At 60.9% G+C, this 25,572-nt stretch carries 18 protein-coding genes and 2 riboswitches; of the genes, 4 read left to right on the top strand and 14 right to left on the bottom strand.

The features are described from left to right. Nucleotides 1-209: 209 nt before the first annotated feature. A complete protein-coding gene (locus ACSQ83_RS08030) occupies nt 210-2,471 on the top strand; it encodes a primosomal protein N' (protein ID WP_436227907.1) in 2,262 nt (753 codons plus the stop codon). A 39-nt stretch (nt 2,472-2,510) separates the two neighbouring features. Here ACSQ83_RS08030 and ACSQ83_RS08025 read toward each other — a convergent pair whose 3' ends face one another. After that, nucleotides 2,511-2,693 (bottom strand): hypothetical protein, encoded by a 183-nt coding sequence (locus ACSQ83_RS08025; protein WP_436227776.1) that lies wholly within the window; start codon nt 2,691-2,693, stop codon nt 2,511-2,513. Nucleotides 2,694-3,009: 316 nt separating this feature from the next. On the opposite strand from ACSQ83_RS08025, the gene putA reads away from it, so the two are divergent. Both putA and ACSQ83_RS08015 read left to right on the top strand, forming a co-directional pair. Then, the gene (gene putA / locus ACSQ83_RS08020) at nt 3,010-6,942 is read left to right on the top strand and encodes a trifunctional transcriptional regulator/proline dehydrogenase/L-glutamate gamma-semialdehyde dehydrogenase (RefSeq protein WP_436227775.1); all 3,933 of its coding nucleotides are present in this window, start codon (nt 3,010-3,012) and stop codon (nt 6,940-6,942) included. Nucleotides 6,943-7,035: 93 nt separating this feature from the next. Next, complete coding sequence (locus ACSQ83_RS08015) at nt 7,036-8,184, top strand: branched-chain amino acid ABC transporter substrate-binding protein (protein WP_436227774.1); 1,149 nt, start codon at nt 7,036-7,038, stop codon at nt 8,182-8,184. Between the two features lie 84 nt (nt 8,185-8,268). Here ACSQ83_RS08015 and ubiT read toward each other — a convergent pair whose 3' ends face one another. From ubiT to ACSQ83_RS07960, 11 genes are all read right to left on the bottom strand, one after another. Next, nucleotides 8,269-8,706 (bottom strand): ubiquinone anaerobic biosynthesis accessory factor UbiT, encoded by a 438-nt coding sequence (gene ubiT / locus ACSQ83_RS08010; RefSeq protein WP_436227773.1) that lies wholly within the window; start codon nt 8,704-8,706, stop codon nt 8,269-8,271. Then, on the bottom strand, nt 8,693-9,586 hold the full coding sequence (locus ACSQ83_RS08005; RefSeq protein ID WP_436227772.1) for a U32 family peptidase: 894 nt from the start codon (nt 9,584-9,586) through the stop codon (nt 8,693-8,695). Before ACSQ83_RS08005 ends, ubiT begins: the two co-directional genes overlap by 14 nt. Before the next feature lie 14 nt (nt 9,587-9,600). After that, entirely contained in the window at nt 9,601-10,605 is a 1,005-nt protein-coding gene (ubiU, locus tag ACSQ83_RS08000; protein ID WP_436227771.1) for a ubiquinone anaerobic biosynthesis protein UbiU, read from the bottom strand. A 277-nt stretch (nt 10,606-10,882) separates the two neighbouring features. Next, nucleotides 10,883-12,574, bottom strand: coding sequence for an AMP-binding protein (locus ACSQ83_RS07995; RefSeq protein WP_414967625.1), 1,692 nt, complete (start codon nt 12,572-12,574; stop codon nt 10,883-10,885). 98 nt (nt 12,575-12,672) lie between these two features. Further along, nucleotides 12,673-14,379 carry a thiamine pyrophosphate-binding protein gene (locus ACSQ83_RS07990; RefSeq protein WP_414947775.1) on the bottom strand — a complete coding sequence of 569 codons (1,707 nt, stop codon included), beginning with the start codon at nt 14,377-14,379 and terminating at the stop codon, nt 12,673-12,675. 171 nt (nt 14,380-14,550) lie between these two features. Further along, nucleotides 14,551-15,939 (bottom strand): L-serine ammonia-lyase, encoded by a 1,389-nt coding sequence (locus ACSQ83_RS07985; RefSeq protein WP_436227770.1) that lies wholly within the window; start codon nt 15,937-15,939, stop codon nt 14,551-14,553. Between the two features lie 30 nt (nt 15,940-15,969). Continuing rightward, nucleotides 15,970-17,073, bottom strand: a complete 1,104-nt coding sequence (locus tag ACSQ83_RS07980) for an alginate lyase family protein (protein WP_436227769.1) — start codon at nt 17,071-17,073, stop codon at nt 15,970-15,972. Nucleotides 17,074-17,180: 107 nt separating this feature from the next. Further along, nucleotides 17,181-20,108 carry an aminomethyl-transferring glycine dehydrogenase gene (gene gcvP, locus ACSQ83_RS07975; protein WP_436227768.1) on the bottom strand — a complete coding sequence of 976 codons (2,928 nt, stop codon included), beginning with the start codon at nt 20,106-20,108 and terminating at the stop codon, nt 17,181-17,183. Between the two features lie 68 nt (nt 20,109-20,176). After that, complete coding sequence (gene gcvH / locus ACSQ83_RS07970) at nt 20,177-20,557, bottom strand: glycine cleavage system protein GcvH (RefSeq protein ID WP_436227767.1); 381 nt, start codon at nt 20,555-20,557, stop codon at nt 20,177-20,179. A gap of 67 nt (nt 20,558-20,624) precedes the next feature. Then, a complete protein-coding gene (gene gcvT / locus ACSQ83_RS07965; protein ID WP_436227766.1) occupies nt 20,625-21,749 on the bottom strand; it encodes a glycine cleavage system aminomethyltransferase GcvT in 1,125 nt (374 codons plus the stop codon). Nucleotides 21,750-21,853: 104 nt separating this feature from the next. Then, nucleotides 21,854-21,987: riboswitch (glycine riboswitch) on the bottom strand. Between the two features lie 45 nt (nt 21,988-22,032). After that, a riboswitch (glycine riboswitch) is annotated at nt 22,033-22,154 on the bottom strand. Nucleotides 22,155-22,198: 44 nt separating this feature from the next. After that, nucleotides 22,199-23,113, bottom strand: a complete 915-nt coding sequence (locus ACSQ83_RS07960; RefSeq protein ID WP_436227765.1) for an ABC transporter six-transmembrane domain-containing protein — start codon at nt 23,111-23,113, stop codon at nt 22,199-22,201. 118 nt (nt 23,114-23,231) lie between these two features. Here ACSQ83_RS07960 and ACSQ83_RS07955 point away from each other — a divergent pair, with 118 nt between their 5' ends. Next, nucleotides 23,232-23,843, top strand: coding sequence for a TetR/AcrR family transcriptional regulator (locus ACSQ83_RS07955; protein ID WP_436227764.1), 612 nt, complete (start codon nt 23,232-23,234; stop codon nt 23,841-23,843). A gap of 30 nt (nt 23,844-23,873) precedes the next feature. Here ACSQ83_RS07955 and ACSQ83_RS07950 read toward each other — a convergent pair whose 3' ends face one another. Both ACSQ83_RS07950 and ACSQ83_RS07945 read right to left on the bottom strand, forming a co-directional pair. Next, nucleotides 23,874-24,251, bottom strand: coding sequence for a hypothetical protein (locus ACSQ83_RS07950; protein ID WP_414947783.1), 378 nt, complete (start codon nt 24,249-24,251; stop codon nt 23,874-23,876). A gap of 139 nt (nt 24,252-24,390) precedes the next feature. After that, nucleotides 24,391-25,434 carry an oxidoreductase gene (locus ACSQ83_RS07945; protein ID WP_414947784.1) on the bottom strand — a complete coding sequence of 348 codons (1,044 nt, stop codon included), beginning with the start codon at nt 25,432-25,434 and terminating at the stop codon, nt 24,391-24,393. Nucleotides 25,435-25,572 lie beyond the last annotated feature (138 nt).

Raw genomic sequence — 25,572 nt, 5'->3', positions numbered from 1 at the left:
CACAACGAGCGAGATCGCCACTTTTTGTCCCTGTCAATCAAAGTTCTCAACAAAGTTATCCACAGGCCTGTGGAAAGCTTCGAAATCTCAAAAATAATCCGCAGCTTAGCGTTGATTGTGATGTTTCACTTTAACTTTGCCCCACACAGTCCCATGGTCAGGTGGAGCGACCGCGCTGGCGTGGCTTGCGGCGGGTGCGTCAATTGAGCATCTTCGTCCGGGTCGCGCTGGACCATCCACTCCAGACGCTTTTCGACTATCGATACGATCTGGCGCCCACGCCGTTGCCCGGCATGCTGGTACGAATTCCCTTCGGACGTCGCGACGCCGTCGGCCTGATTTGCGAGGTCACGGATCATTCCGATGTCCCTGTGGACAAGTTGCGCGACGTAGCGGCCATTTGCAGCACGCTCGCGCCGCTCGCCGATGAGTGGCGCGCGCTGACGTTGTTCGCCGCCGAGTATTACCAGCGCGGTTTGGGCGAAGTGGCGCTGCCCGCGTTACCGCAGGTTCTGCGCGACGCCTCGCGCTGGGCGAAGTTGCTCGCGCCCGAGGAGCGGTATCGGCTGATGCCGGAAGGGCGCGCAAGTTTGCCCGACGCGTTGCCGCCGCGCGCCACCGCCTTGCGCCGTCTCGCCGATGCCCTTGCCGCCAATCCCACGTTGCCTGCTGCCGAGGCGCGCGCGCTGCATCCTAAAGCGCGTGCGACGCTCGATGAATGGCAAACGCGCGGATGGATATCGTTGGAAACCGGCGATGTGCCGGAGCCGGAGATCGGGCTCGCGCCTGCGGTCGAAAAGGGCGCGCTGCACGCAACCGACGTGCTTTTGCCGCGATTGACCGCCGAGCAAGCCGATGCCGTCAATGCCATCACCGGCGCGGAAGGTTTCGCCGCGTTCCTGCTGCATGGCGTGACCGGCAGCGGGAAAACGGAGGTTTATCTCCACGCGCTGGCGCATTTGCTCGGTTCGCGTCCCGACGCCCAAGCGCTCGTGCTCGTGCCGGAAATCAACCTCACGCCCCAATTCGAAGCCGCGTTCCGCACGCGGTTTGCTGCGTTGCCGGAAGGCGCCATCGTGACGATGCATAGCGGGCTGGCCGAAGGCGAGCGCGCCCGGAACTGGCTCGCGGCGCATACGGGCCGAGCGCGGCTCGTGCTGGGAACGCGGCTCGCGATTTTGGCGTCGTTGCCGAAGCTGTCGCTGATCGTGGTCGATGAAGAACACGATCCCGCCTACAAGCAGCAGGAAGGCTTGCGCTACTCGGCGCGTGATCTGGCGGTTTATCGGGCGAACAAGCTGGGGATTCCGGTGGTGCTCGGGTCGGCGACGCCATCGCTGGAAAGCTGGTGGCAAGCCGAGCAGGGCCGATACACCAAACTGACGCTCACGCGGCGCGCCGTGGCGACTGCGGTCCTGCCGAGCGTCCGGCTGATCGATCTCGAAGAGGAGCGGCAGCGCGGACGGGCGTCGGTGGAAGGCTTGTCGGGGCCGCTCATTGCCGCGATGAAAACGCGCCTCGAACGCGGCGAGCAAAGCCTCGTGTTCCTCAACCGGCGCGGCTACGCCCCTATCCTTTCGTGCGACGCCTGCGGCTGGGTCGCTGGTTGCCCGCGATGCAGCGCCTACGTCGTGCTGCACAAGCCCGAACGCGCGCTGCGTTGCCACCATTGCGGCTGGGAATCGCGGATTCCCAAGTCCTGTCCGGACTGCGGCAACGTGGATATCGCGCCGATGGGCCGCGGCACGCAGCGCGTGGAAGAAACGCTCGCGACGGCGGTGCCGGGTGCGCGGGTGTTACGTATCGATGCCGACAGCACGCGGCGCAAGGGCAGCGCACAAGCGCTTTTCTCCGATGTCCACGCGGGCGAGGTCGATATCCTCGTCGGCACGCAGATGATCGCGAAGGGCCACGACTTCCAGCGCGTGACGCTGGTCGGCGTGCTTAACGCCGATACCGCGCTTTTTTCCCACGATTTCCGGGCGAGCGAGCGCCTTTTTGCCCAGTTGATGCAGGTGAGCGGCCGAGCTGGGCGCGCCGGCTTGCCGGGCGAAGTGATGATCCAGACGCGTTACGCGCGGCACGCGCTTTATCACGCGCTGGCCCGGCACGATTACGTCGGGTTTGCCAATTCCACGCTGGCCGAGCGCCGCGATGCGCATTTGCCGCCGTTCGTTTATCAAGCGATGCTTCGCGCCGAAGGGCGCACGCTCGAAGCCGCGCTGGACTTTCTGGGCGCTGCGGCAGCCGGGTTCGCCGCGCTGGCCGGGGCCGAACGCGTGACCGTGTACGACGCGGTGCCGCTGACTATCGTGAAGGTGTTTAACGTGCACCGCGCGCAGTTGTTGCTCGAATGTGCGTCGCGGGCCGTGTTGCAGAATGCGTTGCGGGCGTGGCAGCCGGCATTACGCAGTCTCAAGGTGAAGGGTGTGATCCGATGGAACGTCGAAGTCGATCCACTCGATATTTAAGGCCGGTGGTTCAATCCAGGCCTTAGCCTTCTCAGCCGTTCAGCTATTGCCGCGGTCCGCGCCTTGCACGCGTGCAACCGTCAGGCCGCCAACCGTCATGTCATTGACGCTATCGCGGTCACGCACTGGCCGCTCGACATGCGGATGCGCGCCACGGATGAAAAACACCACGCACATTACGCTCATCGCCCAGATGCTGCAAAAAATCGTCCAGCTGCTCATGTCCTTCTCCCCGAAACCGCTTGGCTAATTAGTAGGACGGCTGGCGAATTTTTTGTCGCTCTATGGCCGTACCGTTCTTATCGGCACCCGGCAGCGATTAATTAGGGGTGACCGAAGAAAAATTATCGAACGCGGAATGCTAGAACGCGTCCAGCCCAAACGGCCATACTCAATTACCCCTAATCCCTTGTTCCCAAAGGATTTTTTGAAAGGTGCAACCCGTCTCGAAATGCTGGTTGCACCTTTTTTATGAGCGGGTTACGATTCGGCCACTTTTCAAGCTATCGCCGGCTCCGATTCCGGCAAGGAACGATATATGGCGAGCACCACCCTGGGCGTCAAAGTCGACGATCTGCTGCGCACCCGCCTGAGAGATGCCGCTACGCGGCTCGAGCGGACCCCGCACTGGCTCATCAAGCAAGCCATCTTCGCGTATCTCGAACGCATCGAACATGGACAGTTGCCACCTGAACTGTCCGGTGCAATCGGTTCGGCCGACGCGCTCGAATCCTCCGTGCACGCCGATTCCGAAGAGGACGGTGCGCCGCATCCCTTCCTCGATTTCGCCCAGAACGTGCAACCGCAATCCGTACTGCGCGCCGCGATCACGGCGGCGTACCGGCGCCCTGAGCCGGAATGCGTGCCGTTCCTGATCGGTCAAGCCCGGTTGCCGGCGAGCGTCGCTGCCGAAACGAATGCCATGGCGACGAAGCTGGTTGAAGCACTGCGCAAGAAACAAACGGGCGGCGGCGTCGAAGGCCTGATCCACGAGTTTTCGCTGTCCAGCCAGGAAGGCGTCGCGCTGATGTGTCTCGCTGAAGCCTTGCTGCGCATTCCCGATCGCGCCACGCGCGACGCGCTGATCCGCGACAAAGTCAGCAAGGGCGACTGGCGCTCGCACATGGGCCAAGCGCCGTCGCTGTTCGTGAACGCGGCGACGTGGGGCCTGATGATCACCGGCAAACTGGTGACGACGAATAGCGAAGCGGGGTTGTCATCGGCGTTGACGCGTTTGATCGGGCGCGGCGGTGAACCGCTGATCCGCAAGGGCGTCGATATGGCCATGCGCTTGATGGGCGAGCAATTCGTCACCGGCGAGACGATTTCGGAAGCGCTGGCGAACAGCCGCAAGTTCGAAGCGCGCGGTTTCCGCTATTCCTACGACATGCTAGGTGAAGCCGCGACGACCGAAGAAGATGCGGTTCGCTATTACGCGTCGTACGAGCAGGCGATTCACGCGATCGGTAAAGCTGCCGGATCTCGCGGCATTTATGAAGGCCCGGGGATTTCGATCAAGCTGTCCGCGTTGCATCCGCGATATTCGCGCTCGCAGCAAGAACGCACGATGACCGAGTTGCTGCCGCGCGTGAAAGCGCTGGCCTTGCTCGCGCGCCGTTACGACATCGGCTTGAACATCGATGCGGAAGAAGCCGATCGGCTTGAGATTTCGCTCGATCTGCTCGAAGCGCTGTGCTTCGATCCCGAGCTGGCCGGCTGGAACGGTATTGGTTTCGTGGTGCAGGCGTATCAAAAGCGCTGCCCGTTTGTTATCGATTATTTGATCGATCTGGCGCGTCGCAGCCGGCATCGGATCATGGTTCGCTTGGTGAAGGGCGCTTACTGGGACTCGGAAATCAAGCGCGCGCAAGTCGATGGCCTCGAAGGTTATCCGGTCTATACGCGCAAGATTTATACGGACATCTCGTACGTGGCCTGCGCGAAGAAATTGCTTGGCGCGCCCGATGCCGTCTACCCGCAATTCGCCACGCATAATGCGTTCACGTTGTCGGCTATCTATCATCTCGCCGGTGGGAACTATTATCCCGGCCAGTACGAGTTCCAGTGCCTGCACGGCATGGGCGAACCGCTGTACGAAGAAGTCACCGGCCGCGACAAACTCAACCGGCCGTGTCGCGTGTATGCGCCTGTCGGCACGCACGAAACGCTGCTCGCGTATCTCGTGCGGCGCTTGCTTGAGAACGGCGCGAACACGTCGTTTGTGAATCGGATCGCGGATAAAACCATTCCGGTCAGCGACCTCGTGCAGGACCCTATCGACGAAGCGTCCAAGCTCACGCCGCTCGGTTTGCCTCATGCCAAGATCGCGCTGCCGCGTCAGTTGTTCGGCAGCGAGCGCCTCAATTCGATGGGCTTCGATTTGTCGAATGAGCATCGGCTGGCGTCGTTGTCGTCGGCGTTGCTCGCGAGCGCGAATCATCCATGGCGCGCGGCGCCGATGCTGGAATCCGCCGATGTAGTGGACGGCGTCGCCCGCGACGTTCGCAATCCCGCCGACTTGCGCGATCTGGTTGGAACCGTGGTTGAGGCGACGTCGGAGCAAGTTTCCCTCGCGCTGAGTAACGCCGTCGCCGCCGCGCCGATCTGGCAATCGACACCTGTCGATGAACGCGCCGATTGCCTCGCCCGCGCAGCCGATCTGCTCGAAGCGCAGATGCATACGCTGATGGGTCTCGTCGTGCGCGAAGCAGGGAAATCGCTGGCGAATGCGGTCTCGGAGATTCGCGAGGCTATCGACTTTTTGCGTTATTACTCGGCGCAAATCCGCAGCGAGTTTTCCAACGATACCCATCGTCCGCTCGGCCCCGTGGTCTGCATCAGCCCGTGGAACTTCCCGCTCGCGATCTTCATGGGACAAGTGGCGGCCGCGCTCGCTGCTGGTAATACGGTGCTCGCGAAGCCGGCCGAACAAACGCCGTTGATCGCGGCGCAAGCGGTGCGCATCCTGCGCGAGGCCGGCGTGCCGCCGGGCGCGGTCCAACTGCTGCCGGGCAATGGTGAAACCGTGGGCGCGGCGCTGGTCGCCGATCCGCGCACGCGTGCCGTGATGTTCACCGGTTCCACGGAAGTCGCACGTTTGATCAACAAGACGTTGTCGGAACGGCTCGATCCGGATGGCCGGCCGATTCCGCTGATCGCGGAGACGGGCGGACAGAATTCGATGATCGTCGATTCATCGGCGCTGGCTGAGCAAGTGGTCGCGGACGTGTTGCAATCGTCGTTCGATTCCGCCGGTCAACGTTGCTCCGCGCTGCGCGTGTTGTGCCTGCAGGACGACGTCGCGGATCGCACGCTTGAAATGCTGACCGGCGCCATGCGGCAACTCGCGATGGGCAATCCCGATCGTCTTTCCACCGATGTCGGCCCGGTGATCGATGCCGAAGCGAAGCAGAGCATCGACGCGCATATTGCATCGATGCGCGAGAAGGGTCGCAACGTCGTGCAATTGCCCATGCCCGAAGGCTGCGCGCAAGGCACGTTCGTGCCGCCGACACTGATCGAACTTGATTCCATCGATGAGCTGAAGCGCGAGGTATTCGGTCCCGTACTTCACGTAGTGCGGTATCGCCGGGCACATCTTGATAAACTGCTCGACCAAATTAAAGCGACGGGCTACGGGCTGACGCTGGGCATCCATACGCGTATCGATGAAACCATCGCGCACGTCGTCAGCCGCGCGCACGTGGGCAACATCTACGTGAACCGCAACGTGATCGGCGCGGTGGTCGGCGTGCAGCCGTTCGGCGGCGAAGGGTTGTCGGGCACGGGACCGAAAGCGGGTGGCGCGCTGTACTTGCAGCGGCTGCTTGCCAAGCGTCCCACGGGCTTGCCGAAATCGCTTGAAAGCGCGTTGATCGTGGATCAGACGGCCGCGAACGAAACGCCGGCTGCGTTGAGCGCGTTTCGCGATTGGGCGATCGCCGAACGCGATCCGCAAACGGCGGCACGTTGCGAAGGCCATCTGCAACACGTGATGGCCGGTGCGACCGCCGTGCTGGCCGGCCCGACCGGCGAGCGCAACACCTACACGCTCGGCGCACGCGGAACGGTTCTTTGCGTGGCATCGACGGCAAGCGGCGCTCGCGCGCAACTCGCCGCTGTGCTCGCCACGGGCAATAAAGCGCTGTTTTCCGGCGCGGCGGGCGAACAACTCGTGGCGGCGTTGCCGGCATCGATCAAGCCGTATGCATCGACGCGCAAGAGCCAGGACGCGGCCTTCGATGCAGTCTTGTTCGAAGGCGACAGCGACGAATTGATGGCGTTGGTGAAGGACGTCGCGAAACGCCCGGGACCGATTGTTTCGGTGCAGGGCGTGCCGGCGGGAGCCTTCGCTGACGACGCTCACGATGGCGAGCAGGAATACGCGCTCGAACGGTTGCTGACGGAACGCTCGGTGAGCGTGAATACGGCGGCCGCGGGCGGCAATGCGAATTTGATGACGATCGGCTGAGCTGTTATCAGCGCGGCGGTTGGCTCAAACAAACGGCAGCAGGCACGGCGATCCCGGCACACGCTGCCACTTACATGGGAATCAGGAGAGTTTATGGATTACACGATGAAGAAGCTGGCAGCAGCAATGTTGGTCGCAGGTCTGTCGGTTGCTGCAACAGCTCAGGCGCAAACTGCTGAAGACGTGAAGGTAGGATTCGCCGGCCCGATGACCGGCGCGCAAGCGCACTACGGCAAGGATTTCCAGAACGGCGTGGTGCTCGCAGTCGAAGATTTCAACGCAACGAAGCCCGTGATTGGCGGCAAGCCGGTTCGCATCGTGCTCGATTCCGCCGATGACCAGGCCGACCCGCGCACCGGCACGACCGTCGCGCAGAAGCTCGTTGACGACAACGTCAAGGGCATGCTCGGCCACTTCAACTCGGGCACGACGATCCCCGCTTCGCGCATCTACGCGAACGCCGGCATTCCCGAAATCGCGATGGCAACCGCGCCGGAATATACGACGCAAGGTTACAAGACCGCATTCCGCATGATGACCTCCGACACGCAGCAAGGCTCGGTGGCTGGCGAGTTCGCGGTGAAGACGCTGAAGATGAAGAAGATTGCGATTGTCGATGACCGCACGGCTTATGGCCAAGGTCTCGCCGACCAGTTCGAGAAGGCTGCGAAGGCATCGGGCGCGACCATCGTGGATCGTGAATACGCTAACGACAAGGCCGTCGACTTCAAGGCAATTCTGACGAAGATCAAGTCGTTGAATCCGGATCTGGTCTACTACGGCGGCGCCGATTCGCAAGCCGGCCCGATGGTCAAGCAGATGAAGACGCTGGGCATGCGCGCGCCGTTGATGGCGGGCGAAATGGTCAAGACCGATACGTTCCTGAAGATCGCAGGCAATGCAGCTGACGGCACGGTGGCGTCGCTGGCTGGTTTGCCGCTCGATGAAATGCCGGGTGGCGCGGCTTATGTTGCGAAGTACAAGGCGCGTTTCAATGAGGACGTGCAAACGTACTCGCCGTACGCGTACGACGGCGCAATGGCCATGTTCACGGCAATGAAGACGGCGAACTCGACGGACCCGGCGAAGTATCTGCCGCTGCTTGCTAAAACCGACATGGCTGGTGTGACGTCGAAGCAGCTCGCGTATGACTCGAAGGGCGATTTGAAGAACGGCGGGATCACGCTGTACAAGGTCGTCGATGGCAAATGGACGACGCTGCAAAGCGTGGGTGGGAAGTAATAGTTTTCCCGCTTTAGTTCAAGGAAACCCCGCATGCGCTCCGCGCTGCGGGGTTTTTGCCTTGTGCGCTCTGTTTTGCGCAGACTAGAGAATGCTCATCGCTTTCATGAGCCAGGCAGGGGACTCCATGCTGTCCAGCATGTTCTTCAACGCCAGCCCTAATTCCGTATTGCCTTCGATCCGCAACTTGCGCTGAAAGAACAGGGTGTCGGGGTCTTCTTCGCGACGCAGCAGTTTCAGATAGTCCGCTGCGCACGCTCGAAAACTGACGTCGGCGGCTTCATGCGCGCGAGCCGGACAAAAGCGTCCGTTACGAAAGCAAACTGCCGCCTGCTTGCCGAGATCGTCGATGCGAACGCATACGGTCTTGCCATCCAATAGGGATAGATCCTTGGGAAGCGCGTTGGCGCGACGGGCCATTTCCAGCGTGATTGCCATTGCGTCCGACCAGCATCGTTTTGGAAGATACGGCGCGATACGCGCGAGAAGTGGTAATGGCGAGGGGAATTTAGACGCAAACATTTGCAGCGTTCTCCATTTGAATACCGGGCTGACCTTGCCAATAACCGTTGCACAGCGAGATAGGGGCATACGCCGCCAGTTCCGCGTAGTCGATTGCCTTGCCCGCGATGCACTCGCGATGGAGCTCGACAATGCGCCCGGTATGCTCCCGTTGAGGGCTGAGCCGAATCCCGGTGACGCCCATCGCGGCCATGGCGGCCCAATGCGGAAGTAGCGATTGCGTAGCGGCCGACTGAGTCTGGATACCGTTGATGGTCAAAAATGCCTGACCTTCACGTGTTTTAAGATCGAGACCATCCGGAAACTCAAGGCAGCGGTACTCGCAATCGTCTTTTTTCAGATTGAAATGGCGAGCGGTAAAGCATCGTGCCGATAACGCCAAGGGTAGGCGGCCCCATGAGAACACTTCGGTCTCCATGCCGGGCGGGGCATCCTGGAGGACGGCCGCCAGCCTGTCTTGTGCCATTTCCACCGGCGGAACCCATCGCATGGCGCCTTGCCGTGCAAACAAGGCGAGTGTGGTGGCGTTATAGATATTCAGCGTCGTGCCAGCAACCCAGCGCCTGTCGTTCAGCAGACGTACCGCGCCCAGGTCGTTAGCCTCCACAATGAATTCGCCGTTTTCTGTGAAGCGGCGCAGCGCCCTGAGTTCGTTCTCCGACTCGAGCAACGCCTGACAGGACAACACCACCTCCTTGCCGGCATCGCGCAGATCACGGGCAACGGCGAGCCAGTCGTCTGTGCGCAGTTCCCGCCGGCGACTGCACACCACTTCACCGAGATACACTGTATCGACCGGCCATGACGTGACTTCGGCATAGAACTTCATGACTTCATCGCGCGTCCAGAAGTACAGCAATGGACCCAGTGTCAGTTTCATCGTTCGTGCTCCTGTCATTTCCACGGTCTCGAGTAAGCGCCCAATGTTGCCTGCTGGCCTTCAGACACCTTCCCCAACGATTGCCGCCATGCCGGTTTCACATGGAAGCGCGGCCCTTCGGCCGTTGCTTCATCGATGGCGGCACGCAGCGTGCGCGTCACTTCGCCGACATAAGCCGGGCTCCGCTGCCGCCCTTCCACCTTAATGGCGGAAACACCGATCCGGAGCAGTTCGGGCAGCAGTTCCAGCACATTGAGGCTGGTGGGTTCTTCAAGCGCGTAGTAGATGTCGTTGTTGACCTGGAAGCGGCCTTTGCACAGCGTTGGATAGCCGGCCGGCTTGTCCTGCCCATATTCGTCGATCAAGATGCCCGACAAGCGCGCCTGCGTGCCGTTAGCCGTTTCCTGCCAGCGCACGGCTTTAGCCGGCGAGCATACGCCGGCCGTGTTGGGTGACTCCCCCGTGGCATAGCTCGACAGCAGGCAGCGGCCTTCCACCATGACGCACAGACTCCCAAAACCGAAGACTTCGACTTGCACGGGAGTGTTGGCAATAACGTGTTCGACTTGCGCCAGCGTCAAAACGCGCGGCAGCACAACCCGTTCGATACCGAACAGGTCGCGGCACAAGTTGATGGCTTCGTAATTGGTCGCCGAGCCCTGGACAGACAGGTGCCGGCGCAGGTGCGGATGCGTGCGCGCAGCGTAATCAAGCAGGCCCATGTCGGCCATGATCACGGCATCAATGCCAAGATCCGCTGCCATGTCCACGGCTTGGTGCCAGCGTTTTTCCTCTCCGGCTTGCGGGAAGGTATTGATCGCCATCAGAACCCGGCGATGACGCGCGTGAGCGTAGCGGATACCTTCGCGCGCGGTATCGATATCAAAATTCAGGCCGGCGAAATTGCGCGCATTGGTGGCGTCTTTCAGACCCATATAGACGGCGTCGGCACCATGATCGACCGCGGTTTTCAGCGCCGGCAGATTGCCGGCAGGGCACACCAGTTCGGGCTTTTGCATGTAGAGAATCCATTGTTTCGCGGAAGCCTAGGAGCATGTAGCTGTTGAGCGCTACACGGCTTGTCGTCGATCAATGGATATTTCACTTGAGAACCGGGGGGGCCAATTTTGATCGCAGATTCGATGTGAATTCAGCTTTTCCGAATGGAGTCGTGTCTTCCTACGGATGTTCTGTCACGAATGCTTTATGACCGACACACTTTGTCGTGGGTATCGAGTCGACTCCCGGATTGACTCGATACCCCGGTTCCGGCGACAGTACAGCGCGTTCAAGTTTCTACGCGCTGAAATCCTCTTCCCAGTATTCATTCTCCCGGCGTGCGTCGCTGCCTCGCGCTTCTTCGGTTTTCCTTAGTTCTACGCGACGAATTTTCCCCGAGATCGTCTTCGGCAATTCATAGAACTCGATGCGTCGAATGCGCTTGTAAGCGGCGAGTTTCTGCGCGGCGAACTTCAGGATTTCGCCCGCGGTTTCCCTGGTTGGTTCATAACCGTTGCGCAACGCGACGAATGCTTTCGGCACCGATAGCCGCAGCGGATCCGGACTCGGCACAACCGCCGCTTCACCGACCGCCGGATGTTCGATCAACACGCTCTCCAGTTCGAACGGACTGATGCGGTAATCCGCTGCCTTGAAGACATCGTCGGAGCGGCCTACGTAGGTGAAGTAACCATCGTCATCGATAGACGCTACATCGCCCGTTCGATAATGCCCGCCGCGCATTGCGTCCTGCGTCTTCGACGGATCGTCCACGTAGCCGTCCATCAAACCCAGCGGCTTCGGGTCGAGGATCAGCGCGAGTTCGCCTTCCTGGGCGGGATTGTCGTCGTGATCGAGCAGCGTGATCCGGTAGCCGGGTAATGGCCTGCCCATCGAACCTGGTTTCATCGGTTGACCCGGCGAATTCGCGATTTGCGCGGTAGTTTCGGTCTGGCCGAAACCATCGCGTAACGTGAGGTTCCAGGCCTTTTTTACGCGCTCGATAATCTCCGGATTCAACGGCTCGCCGGCGCCAACGACTTCGCGCAAGTGCACCTTATACGCCGATAAATCTTCCTGGATCATCATGCGCCAGACGGTCGGCGGCGCGCACAGCGTAGTGATCTGGTGCTCGACGAGCGCCTCCAGCGTGGCCTTTGCGCTGAAGCGCGACGTGTTGTGGATGAACACGGTCGCGCCCGCATTCCACGGGGCGAAGACGCAACTCCACGCGTGTTTCGCCCAGCCCGGCGAGCTGATGTTGAGATGGACATCGCCAGGTTTCAAGCCGATCCAGTACATGGTCGACAAATGCCCCACCGGGTAACTCTGGTGACTATGCAGAACCAGCTTCGGACGGCTTGTCGTGCCGCTCGTGAAATACAGCAGCAGCGGATCGGTCGCGAGCGTCCTGCCTTCGGGCTCGAACGAAGGGCTTTCGTTGAAGGCATCGGCGAAATTCAACCAGCCTTCGGGCAACGTCGCGTTCTGCGGGATAGTGACGGCGATGCGAGTTTTGTTTGCATCGATGGAATCGAACTTCGCGGTCTCACTCGATGCCACGATCACATGCTTCACTTCGCCTCGCGTCATGCGGTCGGCTATGTCGGCCGGCGTCAGCAACATGGTCGCGGGAATGGTGACGGCGCCGAGTTTCATGGCGGCGAGCATGGTCTCCCACAGCGCCGGCTGGTTCGGCAGCATCAGCAAGATCCGGTCGCCTCGCTCGACACCTTGCTGCCTCAGCCAGTTGGCCAACTGATTCGATCTCGCCGACAACTCCGCGAACGAGAGCTTCGTCTCGTCTCCGTTCTCCTCGACCACCCACAGCGCCGGCGCAAGGTTGCTGCGTGCGTATTCATCGAACCAGTCGAGCGCCCAGTTGAACTCCATGAGTTCGGGCCACGCGAAGTCTTTGTACGCGGTGGCGTAGTCGTCGCGATGACGTAACAGGAAGTCTCGTGCCTGCAGGAATGCTTGCGATGCCATGGTCTTGCGTCTCCTGGATTGTGTTCGCTTTTGCGCGGGTCTTTGTGAAACCCCCTTGTTCGCGAATATGCATCGCCGCCACGGTGAGCGGCTGGCGTTTATTTTTGCCGCAATTTCTCTCCCTGCTCCCTCACTTGATCCAACGTTGCCGCCGGGGTGCTCGCATCTTGTGGAATCCTTATTTCTATCACTGACGGCAATCCCGTTTTCACCGCGCGCTCGAATGCCGGCATGAATTGCGCCGTCGATTCCACGAGTTCTCCGTGCGCGCCAAATGCACGCGCGTAGGCGGTGAAGTCGGGGTTCGTCAGCGCCGTGCCGTGCACGCGGTTCGGATAGTGGCGTTCCTGATGCATCCGGATCGTGCCGTATTGCTGGTTGTTCACGACCACGAAAATCACCGCGAGCTTGTACTGCATTGCCGTCGCCAATTCCTGGCTCGACATCATGAAACATCCATCGCCCGCAAACGCCACCACGACGCGCTCCGGATACAACGACTTCGCCGCGATGGCCGCAGGCACGCCGTAACCCATCGCGCCGCTAGTCGGCGCGACCTGCGACCGGAAGTGCCGATACGCATAGTGCCGATGCAACCACGTCGCGTAATTCCCCGCACCGTTCGTCACGATGGCATCGGCGGGAAGATGTTCGCTGAGTTGCTCCATGATCTCGCCGAGCTGGACATCGCCGAGCATGGGCCGAGGTTTGCGCCACGCGAGATACGCGTCATGCGCCGCTTCAATCGCGCCGCTCCACGGAATGGCTGCGGGGGGCTTGAGCGCTACGAGCGCCGAGACCATTTCCGGCATGCCTGAAACGATCGGCAGATCCGCTGAATACACGCGCCCCAGTTCTTCGGCGCCTTGGTGAATGTGGATCAGCGTTTGTTTCGTCTTGGGGATGTCGAGCAGCGTGTAACCGCCGGTTGTCGATTCGCCCATTCGGGGGCCGAGGACCAAGAGCAGGTCGGCATCGCGGATGCGGGCGGCGAGGGCTGGATTGATCCCGAGGCCGACATCGCCGGCGTAGTTCGGGTGATTATTGTTCAGCGTGTCCTGGAAGCGGAAGGCGCAGCCGACTGGCAACTGCCACGCTTTGACGAAGCGCGCGAAATCCGCCGTGGCTTCGGGCGTCCATCCGCTGCCGCCGGCAATGACAAATGGTTTCTTCGATGCCGCGAGCATCTCGTGCAAACGCGCGATCTGCGCAGGCGCGGGTGACGCTGCCACACGCTGATAACGCGGCGCTCCGGGCACGGCTTCGCATGCGTCGCTCAGCACGTCTTCCGGCAAGGCGAGCACGACCGGGCCCGGCCGGCCGGAGGTTGCGATGTGGAACGCATGGCTCAGATATTCGGGAATGCGGCGCGGATCGTCGATTTGCGCGACCCACTTCGCCATTTGCCCGAACATGCGCCGATAGTCGATTTCCTGAAACGCCTCGCGGTCCATGTGTTCGCGTGCGCATTGGCCGATGAGCAGGATCATCGGCGTGGAATCCTGGAATGCGGTGTGGACGCCGATTGATGCATGCGTGGCGCCCGGGCCGCGCGTGACGAGCGCCACCCCGGGGCGGCCGGTCAGCTTGCCTACCGCTTCAGCCATGTTGGCCGCGGCGGCTTCGTGGCGGCACACGATGGTCTGGATGCGGCTGGTTTCATCGTGGAGGGAATCCAGGATGGCGAGGAAACTTTCGCCAGGCACGCAGAAGACGCGTTCGACGCCGTGCGTGAGGAGCGCATCGACGACCAGGCGTGCGCCCGTGGTCGGAAGGGTGTTTGCGGACGGGACAGCAGATGTCATGCGATGAAATCTCCCAGAAGGTTTCGCGCTAGTGGCAATGGGCAGGGGATTTCATAGCTTACGCTCGGGCGGGGCGCGGGCGCTAGCGAGGGGTTTTGCTGGGGGTGCCCTGGGTGCTGGTTTTGGGGTTAGCCGTCGACCCAGACCGCTAACCCTGGCAAACGGATTCGCTCAACACTCAACAATATTCACCGCCAATCCACCCCGCGACGTCTCTTTGTACTTGGTCTTCATATCGGCGCCAGTTTGCATCATGGTTTTAATAACCGAATCAAGCGACACGTAATGGCTACCATCCCCGCGCATTGCCATGCGTGCAGCGTTCACGGCTTTCATCGATCCCATCGCATTGCGTTCGATGCATGGAATCTGCACCATCCCGCCAACTGGATCGCAAGTCAGCCCGAGGTTGTGTTCCATCCCGATCTCGGCGGCGTTTTCAACTTGCGTCGGTGTCCCGCCCATGACCGCTGCCAACCCTGCTGCTGCCATCGAACATGCAACGCCCACTTCGCCTTGGCATCCGACTTCGGCGCCGGATATCGACGCGTTCATCTTGTACAGAATCCCAATGGCCGCTGCCGTCAGCAAGAAGTCGATCACGCCCTGCGCATTCGATCCCGGCATGAACCGGTCGTAGTAGTGCAGCACGGCCGGAATAATCCCCGCTGCCCCATTCGTCGGCGCTGTGACAACGCGCCCGCCCACCGCGTTCTCCTCGTTCACCGCGATGGCGTACAGGTTGATCCAGTCGATCATGGAAAGCGGATCGCGCAGCGCCTGCTCGGGTTTATCGACCAGCGCCCGATACAAAACCGGCGCTCGCCGCTTAACCTGAAACGGACCAGGCAGGCAACCATCGGCGTCGGGATTATCGATTCCGCAACCGCGCTTCACGCACGATTGCATCACTTCCCAAATGCGCAGCAAGCCCGAACGAATCTCTTCTTCGCTACGCCAAACGCGCTCGTTTTCCCACATTAATTGCGCTACAGATTTGCCTGTTTCACGGCACAACGCGAGCAATTCATCGCCGGATTGGAACGCGTAGGGCAACTGTTCAATCGCGGTCAGCACCTTCACATTCGATGCCCCCGCCGTCACCACAAAACCACCGCCCACCGATAAATACGTCGAGTCGCGCAGTGAAACGCCGTCGGCATCGAAGGCGTGGAGTTTCATGCCGTTCGGATGCTCAGCCAGCGCTTGCCGCAGAAACGCAATGTGTTCCTTCAGCACGAACGGAATCTCGTGACGCCCCAGCAGCATGAGCTTTTTCGTCGCGCGCACGGTCTCCAGACGCGTGCTGATGGTCCCGGCATCGACCGTATCCGGCGCGTCGCCCATCAAGCCGAGCATCACGCCTCGATCCGTACCGTGACCCTTTCCGGTTGCACCGAGCGAGCCATACAACTCGCATTTCACGCTAGCCGTGGCGTCCAGCAGACCATCGCGTTCGAGCCCTTGCACGAACATCAGGGCGGCGCGCATCGGCCCGACCGTATGCGAACTCGACGGACCGATGCCGATTTTGAAAAGATCGAAAACGCTGACTGCCATGACTGCTCCTGCAAAGGTGCTGCTAAAAAATCAGCGCGCCGGCAACGGCAAACAAACTGCAAGCCAGGCCGGCGGCGTGGGCGCCAGACGCAGCGCAATGGGCGCGTAACGCCCGTCAAGCCGCGCCGATAGATGAAACAATTCGGCCGCGTTTTTCGGATCCCACGTGCCCGAATAACCGGGCAAACCGGCCTCGCGGCGGGTGGCATCGAAGGGCACGTTCGAATGAACAAATTCTTCGTGCGTGCGCGTACCAAGCGCATAGGGCGTGAGCCAGTTCAGCGCGGCGGCGAGCGTCGCGCCCGACTGTGATCGCTCAGTCAGCCAGTTGCGGTTATGACGCCGCGCCGCGAGCGCGGCCGTGACCAGCGGCTGTAGATCGTAGGTCACGTAGTGCAGCGCGTCGCGTTCGGCGAAATCGACGGTCGAACCGTCCGGCGCAATGTTGTCCCCAATATGCTCCACATACAGCCGCTGCGCCGCGTTGATCAGCTTGCGGTCATCGGTCGTGAACGCGCCCATCGAAATCAATTTGATCCGATGGCTCTGCCAGTTGTTCCGATACGTGCCGGTCAGCGGCCGTTTCTGCTTATCGATATCCACGACATACCCCGTCACCATCTTCGAGATAAACGCGCTCGACGCGTTGCGTGTCTTCACCGGCAATGCGCTCGCCGTCAGGTCGTAGGCGAGGATCAGCGACTCGAAATTCGTTTCATCGATAGGATTAAAACTCGGCTGATAGGTCGTGACCCACGCGAATAAAAACCGGTCGACGAGACGCAAATACGCTTCGTTGCCCGTTGCGCGCCACGCCAGCGCCGCGTCGCGCATTAATCCCAGATCCTTTTCCGCTTCTTCGCTTTCGTCACGGATGCCCTGATGGGGCAAGGTGCCTTCCGTATGAAGCGTTGCCCGCGCCTTCGGCTGGTCGTTCAGCCGCGACTGCACCATTTGCACCAGTGCTTTTACGCCCGGATCGGCGTTCGTGCGCTCACTGGTTTGCATCGCGGGCGCGGCGCAAAAATTCATTGCGGCAAACGCGCTTGGCGCACTGATTGCCGATGTTGCAAGGGCCGCGATGATCGCCGGAACACGCCACGTTTTACTCACCACTCGCACCTGTCGCGCCATGCAAAACTCCCTGATTGGCTTGGTTCGGGAGAGATGGTATCTGGTGTTGTGTGAATCCGGCAAAACTGTCCGGCTTTTAGCAAAGCCGGACAGTTCGAAACGCATGCTTATTCGCCGTACTCGGACAATGGAATGCACGAGCAGAACAGGTTGCGATCGCCATAGGCGTTGTCGGCGCGGCCGACCGGCGGCCAGTACTTGCGCGCAATCAGCGATGTCAGCGGATACGCCGCCGTTTCGCGCGAATAGGCGTGGCTCCAGCCATCCGAAACAACCACCGCTGCCGTATGCGGCGCGTTCTTCAGAGGATTGTCTTCGCGATCCGATTTGCCTTCTTCCACCGCGCGAATTTCGTCGCGAATGGCGATCATTGCATCGATAAACCGATCCAGCTCCTCCTTCGATTCCGATTCCGTCGGCTCGACCATCAGCGTGCCCGGCACCGGGAAGCTCATGGTCGGCGCGTGGAAACCGTAATCGATCAGGCGCTTGGCGACGTCATCGACGGAAATGCCGCTGGTTTCCTTCAGCGGACGCAGATCGAGAATGCACTCGTGGGCGACCAGACCGCCCGCGCCGCTGTACAGCACGGGGTAATGCGGCGCGAGCCGGTTCGCCACATAGTTCGCCGCGAGAATCGCGCTTTCGGTGGCGTTCGTGAGCCCTTGCGCGCCCATCATCGCGATGTACATCCACGAGATCGGCAGGATAGCAGCCGAGCCGTAAGGCGCCGACGATACCGCGCCAATGCCAGCCGCATCGCGTTGATAACCGGTCGAATGCTGGTTCGGCAAGAACTTGGCCAAATGTGCGCCGACAGCGACTGGACCCACGCCCGGTCCGCCGCCGCCATGCGGAATGCAGAAGGTCTTGTGAAGATTCAGGTGCGATACATCGCCGCCGAACTGGCCTGGCGCAGTGAGACCGACCATCGCGTTCATGTTCGCGCCATCGACGTACACCTGCCCGCCGTGCGCGTGCACGATCTCGCAGATCTCGCGCACGTTCACTTCGAACACGCCGTGCGTGGACGGATACGTGATCATGATTGCCGCCAAGTTCGCGGCGTGCTTGTCGGCCTTCGCCTTCAAGTCGGCGATATCGACGTTGCCTTGTTCATCGCACGCAACGACCACGACTTGCATGCCGGCCATTTGCGCCGATGCCGGGTTCGTCCCGTGCGCCGACGACGGAATCAAACAAATGTTCCGATGCCCTTCGCCACGCGACTCGTGATACGCGTGGATGATGAGCAAGCCGGCGTACTCGCCTTGCGAGCCGGCGTTCGGCTGCAGCGATACCGCCGCGTAACCGGTACACGCAACCAGCATTTGCTCGAGTTGATCGATCATCGTCCGATAACCGACGGTTTGCTCAGCAGGCGCGAACGGATGAATCTGCGCGAATTCAGGCCACGTAACGGGCAGCATTTCGGACGTTGCGTTCAACTTCATCGTGCAGGAACCGAGCGGGATCATCGTGCGGTCGAGCGCGAGATCCTTGTCCGCCAGACTGCGCAAGTAGCGCAGCATTTCGTGTTCGGAATGATGACGGTTGAATACCGGATGCGTGAGGTAATCGCTCGTGCGTTCGAGTGCTTTCGGCAAGGAGACTTTCGCGTCGGCATCGAGTGCGTCGATATCGAATGTCTCCGTCTTGCCGACCACTTCCGCGAACACTGCAAAGAGCTTGAGCAGGCCGTCGCGCGTGGTGGTTTCATCGACGGAAACGCCTACGTGCGTTGCATCGATATGCCGCAGGTTCACATGTACCGCCGATGCTGCCTGATGCAGCGCCGTGGTATTCGCGCTGCTGACGATGGTGACGGTATCGAAGAACGTCTCGTTCGCGAGCGTATAGCCGAGCTTCTGCACGCCGGCGGCGAAGATCGACGCGACGCGATTCACGCGCAACGCGATGGTCTTCAGACCCTGCGGCCCGTGATACACGGCGTACATGCTGGCCATGATCGCGAGCAACGCCTGCGCCGTACATACATTCGATGTCGCCTTTTCGCGGCGGATATGTTGTTCACGCGTTTGCAGCGCGAGACGCAGTGCGTGCTTGCCTTGGGCATCGACGGTTACGCCGACAAGACGGCCCGGCATCTGACGCTTGAAGTCATCGCGTACGGCCATGTACGCCGCGTGTGGACCACCGAATCCGACCGGCACGCCAAAGCGCTGCGTATTACCGATAGCCACGTCCGCGCCCCATTCGCCCGGCGGCGTGAGCAGCGTGAGAGCGAGCAGATCGGCGGCGGCGATCACAAAACCGCCGGCCGCATGAACCGCCTCAGTCACAGCGCGATAGTCGCGTACATCGCCATTCGCGCCCGGGTATTGCAGTAGCACGCCGAATGCGTTGGCCGTGGCGGCGTCGGCGGCGGGACCAACTTTGACTTCAATACCCGCAGGTTTCGCGCGCGTTCGCACGACTTCGATAGTCTGCGGCAGTACATCGTCAGCGATATAAAACAAGTTCGATTTCGGCTTGCCCGCGCGCTGCAGCAGCGTCATGGCTTCGGCGGCGGCGGTAGCTTCATCGAGCAAGGAAGCGTTCGAAATCGCGAGACCTGTGAGGTCGATAATCATCTGCTGGAAGTTCAGCAACGCTTCCAGGCGGCCTTGCGAAATCTCCGGCTGATACGGCGTGTAAGCCGTGTACCACGCCGGATTTTCAAGCACGTTACGCAGGATCACAGCGGGCGTGTGCGTGCCGTAATAACCCTGCCCAATGTAGTTCCTGAACACCAGGTTCTGATCCGCGAGTTTCCTCAGCGACGCCAGCGCTTCCGCTTCGCTTTTCGGCTGCGTGAACGCGCCGAGCGGCAGCGTTTCGTGGCGCCGGATGGCCTCGGGAATCACCGCGTCGATGAACGCCGCGCGCGACGCGAAACCGAGCGCTTCAAGCATGGCGTGCTGGTCGGCCGCATCCGGGCCAATGTGCCGCTGGGCAAATGCATCGTGGCATTCGAGCGCGGCGAGAGACAAGGATGAGCGGTTCATCAGACGGTCCGGGTGTTCGAGCTTCATGAGAATTCCTGCAGGTGCGGCGTGGTTTTGCTTTCGAGCCCAAGCACGCCGCACGGTCGTTAAAAGATTTACTCGCCGATCGACGTGCCGTACGCACCGGCATCGATGAGCCGATCCGTGTTTGCATCGGCGGCGGGCTTGATCTTGAAGAGCCAGCTTTCGTACGGCGTGCCGTTGATCTGATCCGGCGTGCCGGTCAGTGCTTCGTTCGCGCCGACAATTTCGCCGGACACAGGTGCGTAGATATCGGATGCTGCTTTCACCGATTCAATCACCGCGACGGCGTCGCCGGCGGCAACGGTCTTACCCACCGGCGGCAATTCGATGAACACGACATCGCCCAGTGCTTCCTGCGCGTGATCCGTAATGCCGATGGTCAGCGTGCCGTCGGATTCGGTGCGCACCCATTCGTGCGATTCGGTGTATTTGAGGTCGGCCGGGATGCTCATGCGGATGCTCCAGTTGTCTTTAAGGGTGGGACGTGCGTGGCTGTTTCAGCAGGTGATTGCAGGCGGTTTAAAGCGCCGCCAACACCTTGCCGTTGCGCACGAAAGGCAGTTTTACCACGCTTGCCGGCAGTTGTTTGTCGCGGATCACGACGTGCACTTTGTCGCCCGGTTTCACGCTCGCCGGCACCCGGGCGAACGCGATGGATTCCTGCATCGATGGCGAGAATGTGCCGCTCGTGATCTCGCCTTCGCCGTCGGCCGTGACGACCTTTTGGTGAGCACGAAGCACGCCACCGGCACGGCCGTTTTCCTTCTGCAGAATCAGGCCGACAAAGCGCGCTTTCGAGCCGTTCTTTTCCAGCGCGGCACGGCCAACGAACGCGCGATTTGCATCGTTCAAATCGACGGTCCACGCGAGACCTGCGTCGAGCGGGGAAACCGTGTCGTCCATGTCCTGGCCGTACAGGTTCATGCCCGCTTCGAGACGCAGCGTGTCGCGTGCGCCGAGGCCGGCGGGTTTCACGCCTTGCGCGATCAATGCGTTCCAGAACGCTTCAACGTGCGTGGAAGGCACGACGATTTCGAAACCGTCTTCGCCCGTGTAGCCGGTGCGCGCGAGCATCACGTCGCCGAACGAGCTGCCGGGAAATTGCACGGCGTTGAAAGGTTTGAGTTCGGCGGTGGCATCGCGCGTTTCCGGCAGCACTTGCCAGACTTTTTCGCGGGCGTTCGGACCTTGCACGGCCACGATCGAAAAATCGCGGCGCGGCGTGATCGTCAGTCCAAAACCGCCTTCCGCGTTGAGATGGCCGAACCACGCAATGTCTTTTTCGGCCGTGCCGGCGTTCACTACAACGCGATAGTTGTCATCGGCGAAGTAATAGACGATCAGGTCATCGATCACGCCGCCTTCCGGGTTCAGCAGGCACGAATACAGCGCCTTGCCGGGAACGGTGAGTTTGTCGACGTTGTTGGCGATCGCGTGCTTGAAGAACTCGCGCGCCTTGTCGCCGGTGAAATCGACGACGCGCATGTGCGACACGTCGAACATGCCGGCGTCGGTGCGCACCGCGTGGTGTTCGTCGATCTGCGAACCGTAATTGACGGGCATGTCCCAGCCGCCGAAATCGACCATGCGTGCGTTGAGCGCAAGGTGAGTGGCGTGCAAGGGCGTGTGTTGAAGATCAGACATGGAGCGGGCCTCGGGCGTGCGCGAAAACAAAAAAAGGCCATGCGACAAACCCGCTCGGGGTTCGAGCTTTGAAAGCAAAGCCCAAACCGCGTAGCGATCCGGTACATGACCCCTCTGTCCTCGGTACCTGAGAGATTGCACGCCGTGCGCCGATCAACCGGCGTCCAACGCGCGCCCCTTCGGTGGGCATCTGACTGATGATTCTGATCAGCCGATGCCGCTCTCCAGAGTTCGACCTTCCGTTTCTGGCGCCTGGTTAAAGGCGCGATTCATAGACGGAAATTCGACGCGGCCGGTCCTTTTGCCTGAGAGTTTGTGGGTGTGCCCCTTCGGCGGCGCTTGCTTCGTTTCAAGTCGTTCTCGATGCGAACAACCGAAGCCAGCGCGCTCTCCCGACGCGTGCGGCGAATTTACGCGACCGAATTCAGCTTGTCAAACAGCGGTGGCGGTTAATCCTTGCTGAGGCCTGGATCCACGCGCTTGCCGATATCGCGCAGGCGCGCGAGTTGATCGACCATGTACGGCGCTTCGTCGAGGCTGCTGACAAAGGTCCAGAGATACGTCATCACGGCATAGACATGCCCCGCCTTGACCGCGGGCGCCATCGCCAACTGACTGATGGCGATGACAAACAACACCGCCGCTACGCAGCCGACGAACAAAAACGCCGCGGCTTCACGGTTCGAGAGGTGAACCCGCAACCTGGACAGCACGCGATAGTGCCGTTTCAGCGTGAGCGTTCCCACTTTCGCGACCAGGCCGATCTCCTTCTCCAACCGGTCATTCAGCCGCTGATGCAAGCTCTGGTTGCGTCGTGCAAAGCGTGGCAGCAAGGCCAGGCACAGCAGCAACCCGCCCAGGCTGGCTACGCCGATCCAGGGCTCGATCGCCAGCAGCATGACCACGGCGCCGATGATCGATACCAACGCGGTGACCATCGTCGGCACGTGTTTTTCGAAGAAATCGACAAACTCCCGGGCCAAGACCACGCGCGCCGCAGCCGTCGACGTACTTTGGTTCTGCAGGCGCTGGTTCAGGATCACCGGCACGGCCAGATCGGCGTAAATCCGCGTGAAGGTGCGCGTATCCACGGCCCGTCGAGCGGCGCCGACTACCCAGAACGCCAATACGATGACCGCGTAGAACAACGCGCTGCGGGCATCGCCGCGAATGATCGAGTCGACGGCAAATCCGGCAAACAACGGATACGCGAGCAACAGCGCGTTCTCCAGCGCGACGAGCGACAACGTGCAAACCAGCTTGCCGGGATAAGCGCGGGCAATGGCTTTGAGCGTGGATGTGGCGGATTGCTGACCGAGCTTTTCGCGCTCAACTATCCGGATTTCTGATGTGACGAATGACATGACCGTACCTTGGGTAAAATCGCCGTTATAATTTGAGCGGCTGCTCAAATTATAATTGAGCGGTCGCTCAAAGCGCAAGCTCAACCAGAATCTGTACACGCTAGAAAAGGAATCGAATATGTCGCGGTCGTCGCCCGAACGCAAAGATCAGATCATTGCGGCCGCCCTGGAATTGTTTCGTCAGAAAGGTTTTGCCAACGTCTCCACGCGCGATCTCGCCGATCACGCGGGGTTGTCGCGCAGTCACATTTATCACTACTTCGGCGACTGGGACGAGTTGCGTCGTGAGGCGTTCGTGCACTTTGCTAACGAGCAACTCGAAGAAGCCGGCGCGCGTTTGTCCGATAAACCGCCGGTCGACGCGTTGCTCGGTTTTATCCGCGACTGCCTGCCCGCCAGCAAGGATGACGGTTGGGGGCTGTGGCTCGATGCGTGGGACGAAGCCATGCACGACGCAGAACTGGCGCGAGCGTATCTAAGCGAGATCAGCCGCTGGCAAGCGATGCTGTGCGGGATTATCGAAAAGGGCGTGGAGGCGAAGGTGTTCCGATGCGCATCGCCGGAACGCGCTGCCCGGCAAATCTTCGCGCTGGCAATGGGTTACGCCGATGACCTGTTGCTGGCGCCATCGGCTGAAGCCGTTGAAGCCGCGATGCAGGAGGTCGTGGAAATAGCGGAGATGGTGTTGGGTTTTGAGCTTGGCGCGCCTCAGGCCGAACGGCAGCCATAGAGCAAGCCATCCGTTCGGCGCATTAAGAACTTACTGGATCGCGTGCTGCAAACCGTCCAGCTCGCCGTTCAGCGTGTGCTGTTCTTCACCCGACAAACCGCCGCCATGCTGCGAAGCCATGTCACGCGCTTCCTGACGCACTACATCCAGTCGATGATGGAAAGCCTCGCCCTGTGGCGGCGGATAAAAGCCCTGGCCCACGCGCTGATCGACGTGATGCCACAACGCGTTGATCCGCCCGTTCACCTGATCCATCCGATGCACTGCTTCCATGTGCGGATCGGGGCGCGCCGGCGTTTCCTGGACGACATCGACCTGGCGCGTCGGTTGGACGACACACGCCGCCAGCGATCCCGCGAGCGCCACGCCAATCAGCGCGCGGGTAAAACCTGCTTTAAGCGTCAGCATTGAAGTTCTCCTCGTTTGGTTTTTAAGATAAGACGATAACGACTGGAGAAGAACGGTCCGCGCACCGCTCCGGCTGACGTCGGAGCGGCGCGCAAATGTAACGCTGTGTGTTTGAAAGTCGCGCGTGGGCCGTTTGTTATTAGAGCGGCGTGAAATCGAGTCGGCGGCCTTCGGCGTTGCTGCGGATGGCGATATCGATGATGGTCATGACATCGACGGCATCTTGCGACGCGACCGGGAACGGCTTTCCGTCAAGCACCGATGCCGCCAGCGCTCGATAAAACTCTGCGTAAGCGCCGTCGCGGGTGGCGAATTCCTGACGCAAGTCGTGGTCGCCATCGACTTCGCGAAGCAGGCCGGGCGGATTGCGGCCGAATTCGGGATTGCCGGGACGCAAACCAGCTTTGAGCTGGTCTTCCTGTACATCCAGACCCGTTTTCACATAGCTGCCGCGCGTGCCGTGAATGGCGAAACGCGGCGGTTCCAGCGCGGCCAGCGCGGTGGCGTGCAGGATGATTTCCTTGTCTTCGTAGCCCAGCAGCAGATGAACGTAGTCCGGTGCGGTTGCGTGATCTCGGTGGGCGTTGACGCTGGCATACACGGTCTGCGGACGGCCGAACAGCGTCAAAGCCTGGTCGATGAGATGCGGTCCGAGATCGAACAACAAGCCGCCGCCCCGCGATGCTTCCTCGCGCCATCGTTGCGGCACTTTGGGCCGGAAGCGGTCGAAATGCGATTCATAGTGCGTCACGCGCCCGAGCCGGCCGCTTTCGATCAACGCGCGCACCGTCATGAAATCGCCATCCCAGCGACGATTGTGGAACGGTGCGAACAGCAGTCCGCGCTTTTCGGCTATATCGATGAGGGTTTTTGCGTCGGCGCCGGAAAGCGTGACGGGCTTGTCGACCACGACGTTCTTGCCCGCGTCGAGGGCTTTTTTAGCGAGATCAAAATGGGTGTCGTTGGGCGTGGCGATGACGATGCAATCGAGTTCATCGAGGGCGAGCAGGGCACCGAAATCTTCGACGATCGTCGCGTTCGGGTAATCGGCTTGCGCTCGCTCGGGCTTGCCGGTGGCAATGGCCGACACGGTCGCGCGGCCGCAATGTTCGATTACCGGTGCGTGAAACGTTTCGCCAGCGAAGCCATATCCCATCAGGCCTACTTTTAGAAGTGCTGTCATGCGGGCATCCTGTTGTTTGGCGATGCCGGTATTGTGGCACGGGCCGAAAGGGCCAGAACCATCGCTTTCAAAGGATGGTTTCGTCCGTGTTAACATCGCGCTCTCGAATTTGCGCTCGCTGCATGAGGGCGCAATTTT

The organism is Caballeronia sp. LjRoot29 (genome assembly GCF_964252755.1).
Classification (GTDB): Bacteria; Pseudomonadota; Gammaproteobacteria; order Burkholderiales; family Burkholderiaceae; genus Caballeronia.
The sequence above is the reverse complement of the archived record's forward strand: the minus strand, read 5'-3'. Positions and strand labels throughout refer to the sequence as shown.

Excerpts from the sequence above, each read along its gene's own strand:
- ACSQ83_RS08025 (WP_436227776.1), bottom strand. The coding sequence starts at position 2,693 with ATGAGCAGCTGGACGATTTTTTGCAGCATCTGGGCGATGAGCGTAATG.
- putA (WP_436227775.1), top strand. The coding sequence starts at position 3,010 with ATGGCGAGCACCACCCTGGGCGTCAAAGTCGACGATCTGCTGCGCACC.
- ACSQ83_RS08015 (WP_436227774.1), top strand. The coding sequence starts at position 7,036 with ATGGATTACACGATGAAGAAGCTGGCAGCAGCAATGTTGGTCGCAGGT.
- ubiT (WP_436227773.1), bottom strand. The coding sequence starts at position 8,706 with ATGTTTGCGTCTAAATTCCCCTCGCCATTACCACTTCTCGCGCGTATC.
- ACSQ83_RS08005 (WP_436227772.1), bottom strand. The coding sequence starts at position 9,586 with ATGAAACTGACACTGGGTCCATTGCTGTACTTCTGGACGCGCGATGAA.
- ubiU (WP_436227771.1), bottom strand. The coding sequence starts at position 10,605 with ATGCAAAAGCCCGAACTGGTGTGCCCTGCCGGCAATCTGCCGGCGCTG.
- ACSQ83_RS07995 (WP_414967625.1), bottom strand. The coding sequence starts at position 12,574 with ATGGCATCGCAAGCATTCCTGCAGGCACGAGACTTCCTGTTACGTCAT.
- ACSQ83_RS07990 (WP_414947775.1), bottom strand. The coding sequence starts at position 14,379 with ATGACATCTGCTGTCCCGTCCGCAAACACCCTTCCGACCACGGGCGCA.
- ACSQ83_RS07985 (WP_436227770.1), bottom strand. The coding sequence starts at position 15,939 with ATGGCAGTCAGCGTTTTCGATCTTTTCAAAATCGGCATCGGTCCGTCG.
- ACSQ83_RS07980 (WP_436227769.1), bottom strand. The coding sequence starts at position 17,073 with ATGGCGCGACAGGTGCGAGTGGTGAGTAAAACGTGGCGTGTTCCGGCG.
- gcvP (WP_436227768.1), bottom strand. The coding sequence starts at position 20,108 with ATGAAGCTCGAACACCCGGACCGTCTGATGAACCGCTCATCCTTGTCT.
- gcvH (WP_436227767.1), bottom strand. The coding sequence starts at position 20,557 with ATGAGCATCCCGGCCGACCTCAAATACACCGAATCGCACGAATGGGTG.
- gcvT (WP_436227766.1), bottom strand. The coding sequence starts at position 21,749 with ATGTCTGATCTTCAACACACGCCCTTGCACGCCACTCACCTTGCGCTC.
- ACSQ83_RS07960 (WP_436227765.1), bottom strand. The coding sequence starts at position 23,113 with ATGTCATTCGTCACATCAGAAATCCGGATAGTTGAGCGCGAAAAGCTC.
- ACSQ83_RS07955 (WP_436227764.1), top strand. The coding sequence starts at position 23,232 with ATGTCGCGGTCGTCGCCCGAACGCAAAGATCAGATCATTGCGGCCGCC.
- ACSQ83_RS07950 (WP_414947783.1), bottom strand. The coding sequence starts at position 24,251 with ATGCTGACGCTTAAAGCAGGTTTTACCCGCGCGCTGATTGGCGTGGCG.
- ACSQ83_RS07945 (WP_414947784.1), bottom strand. The coding sequence starts at position 25,434 with ATGACAGCACTTCTAAAAGTAGGCCTGATGGGATATGGCTTCGCTGGC.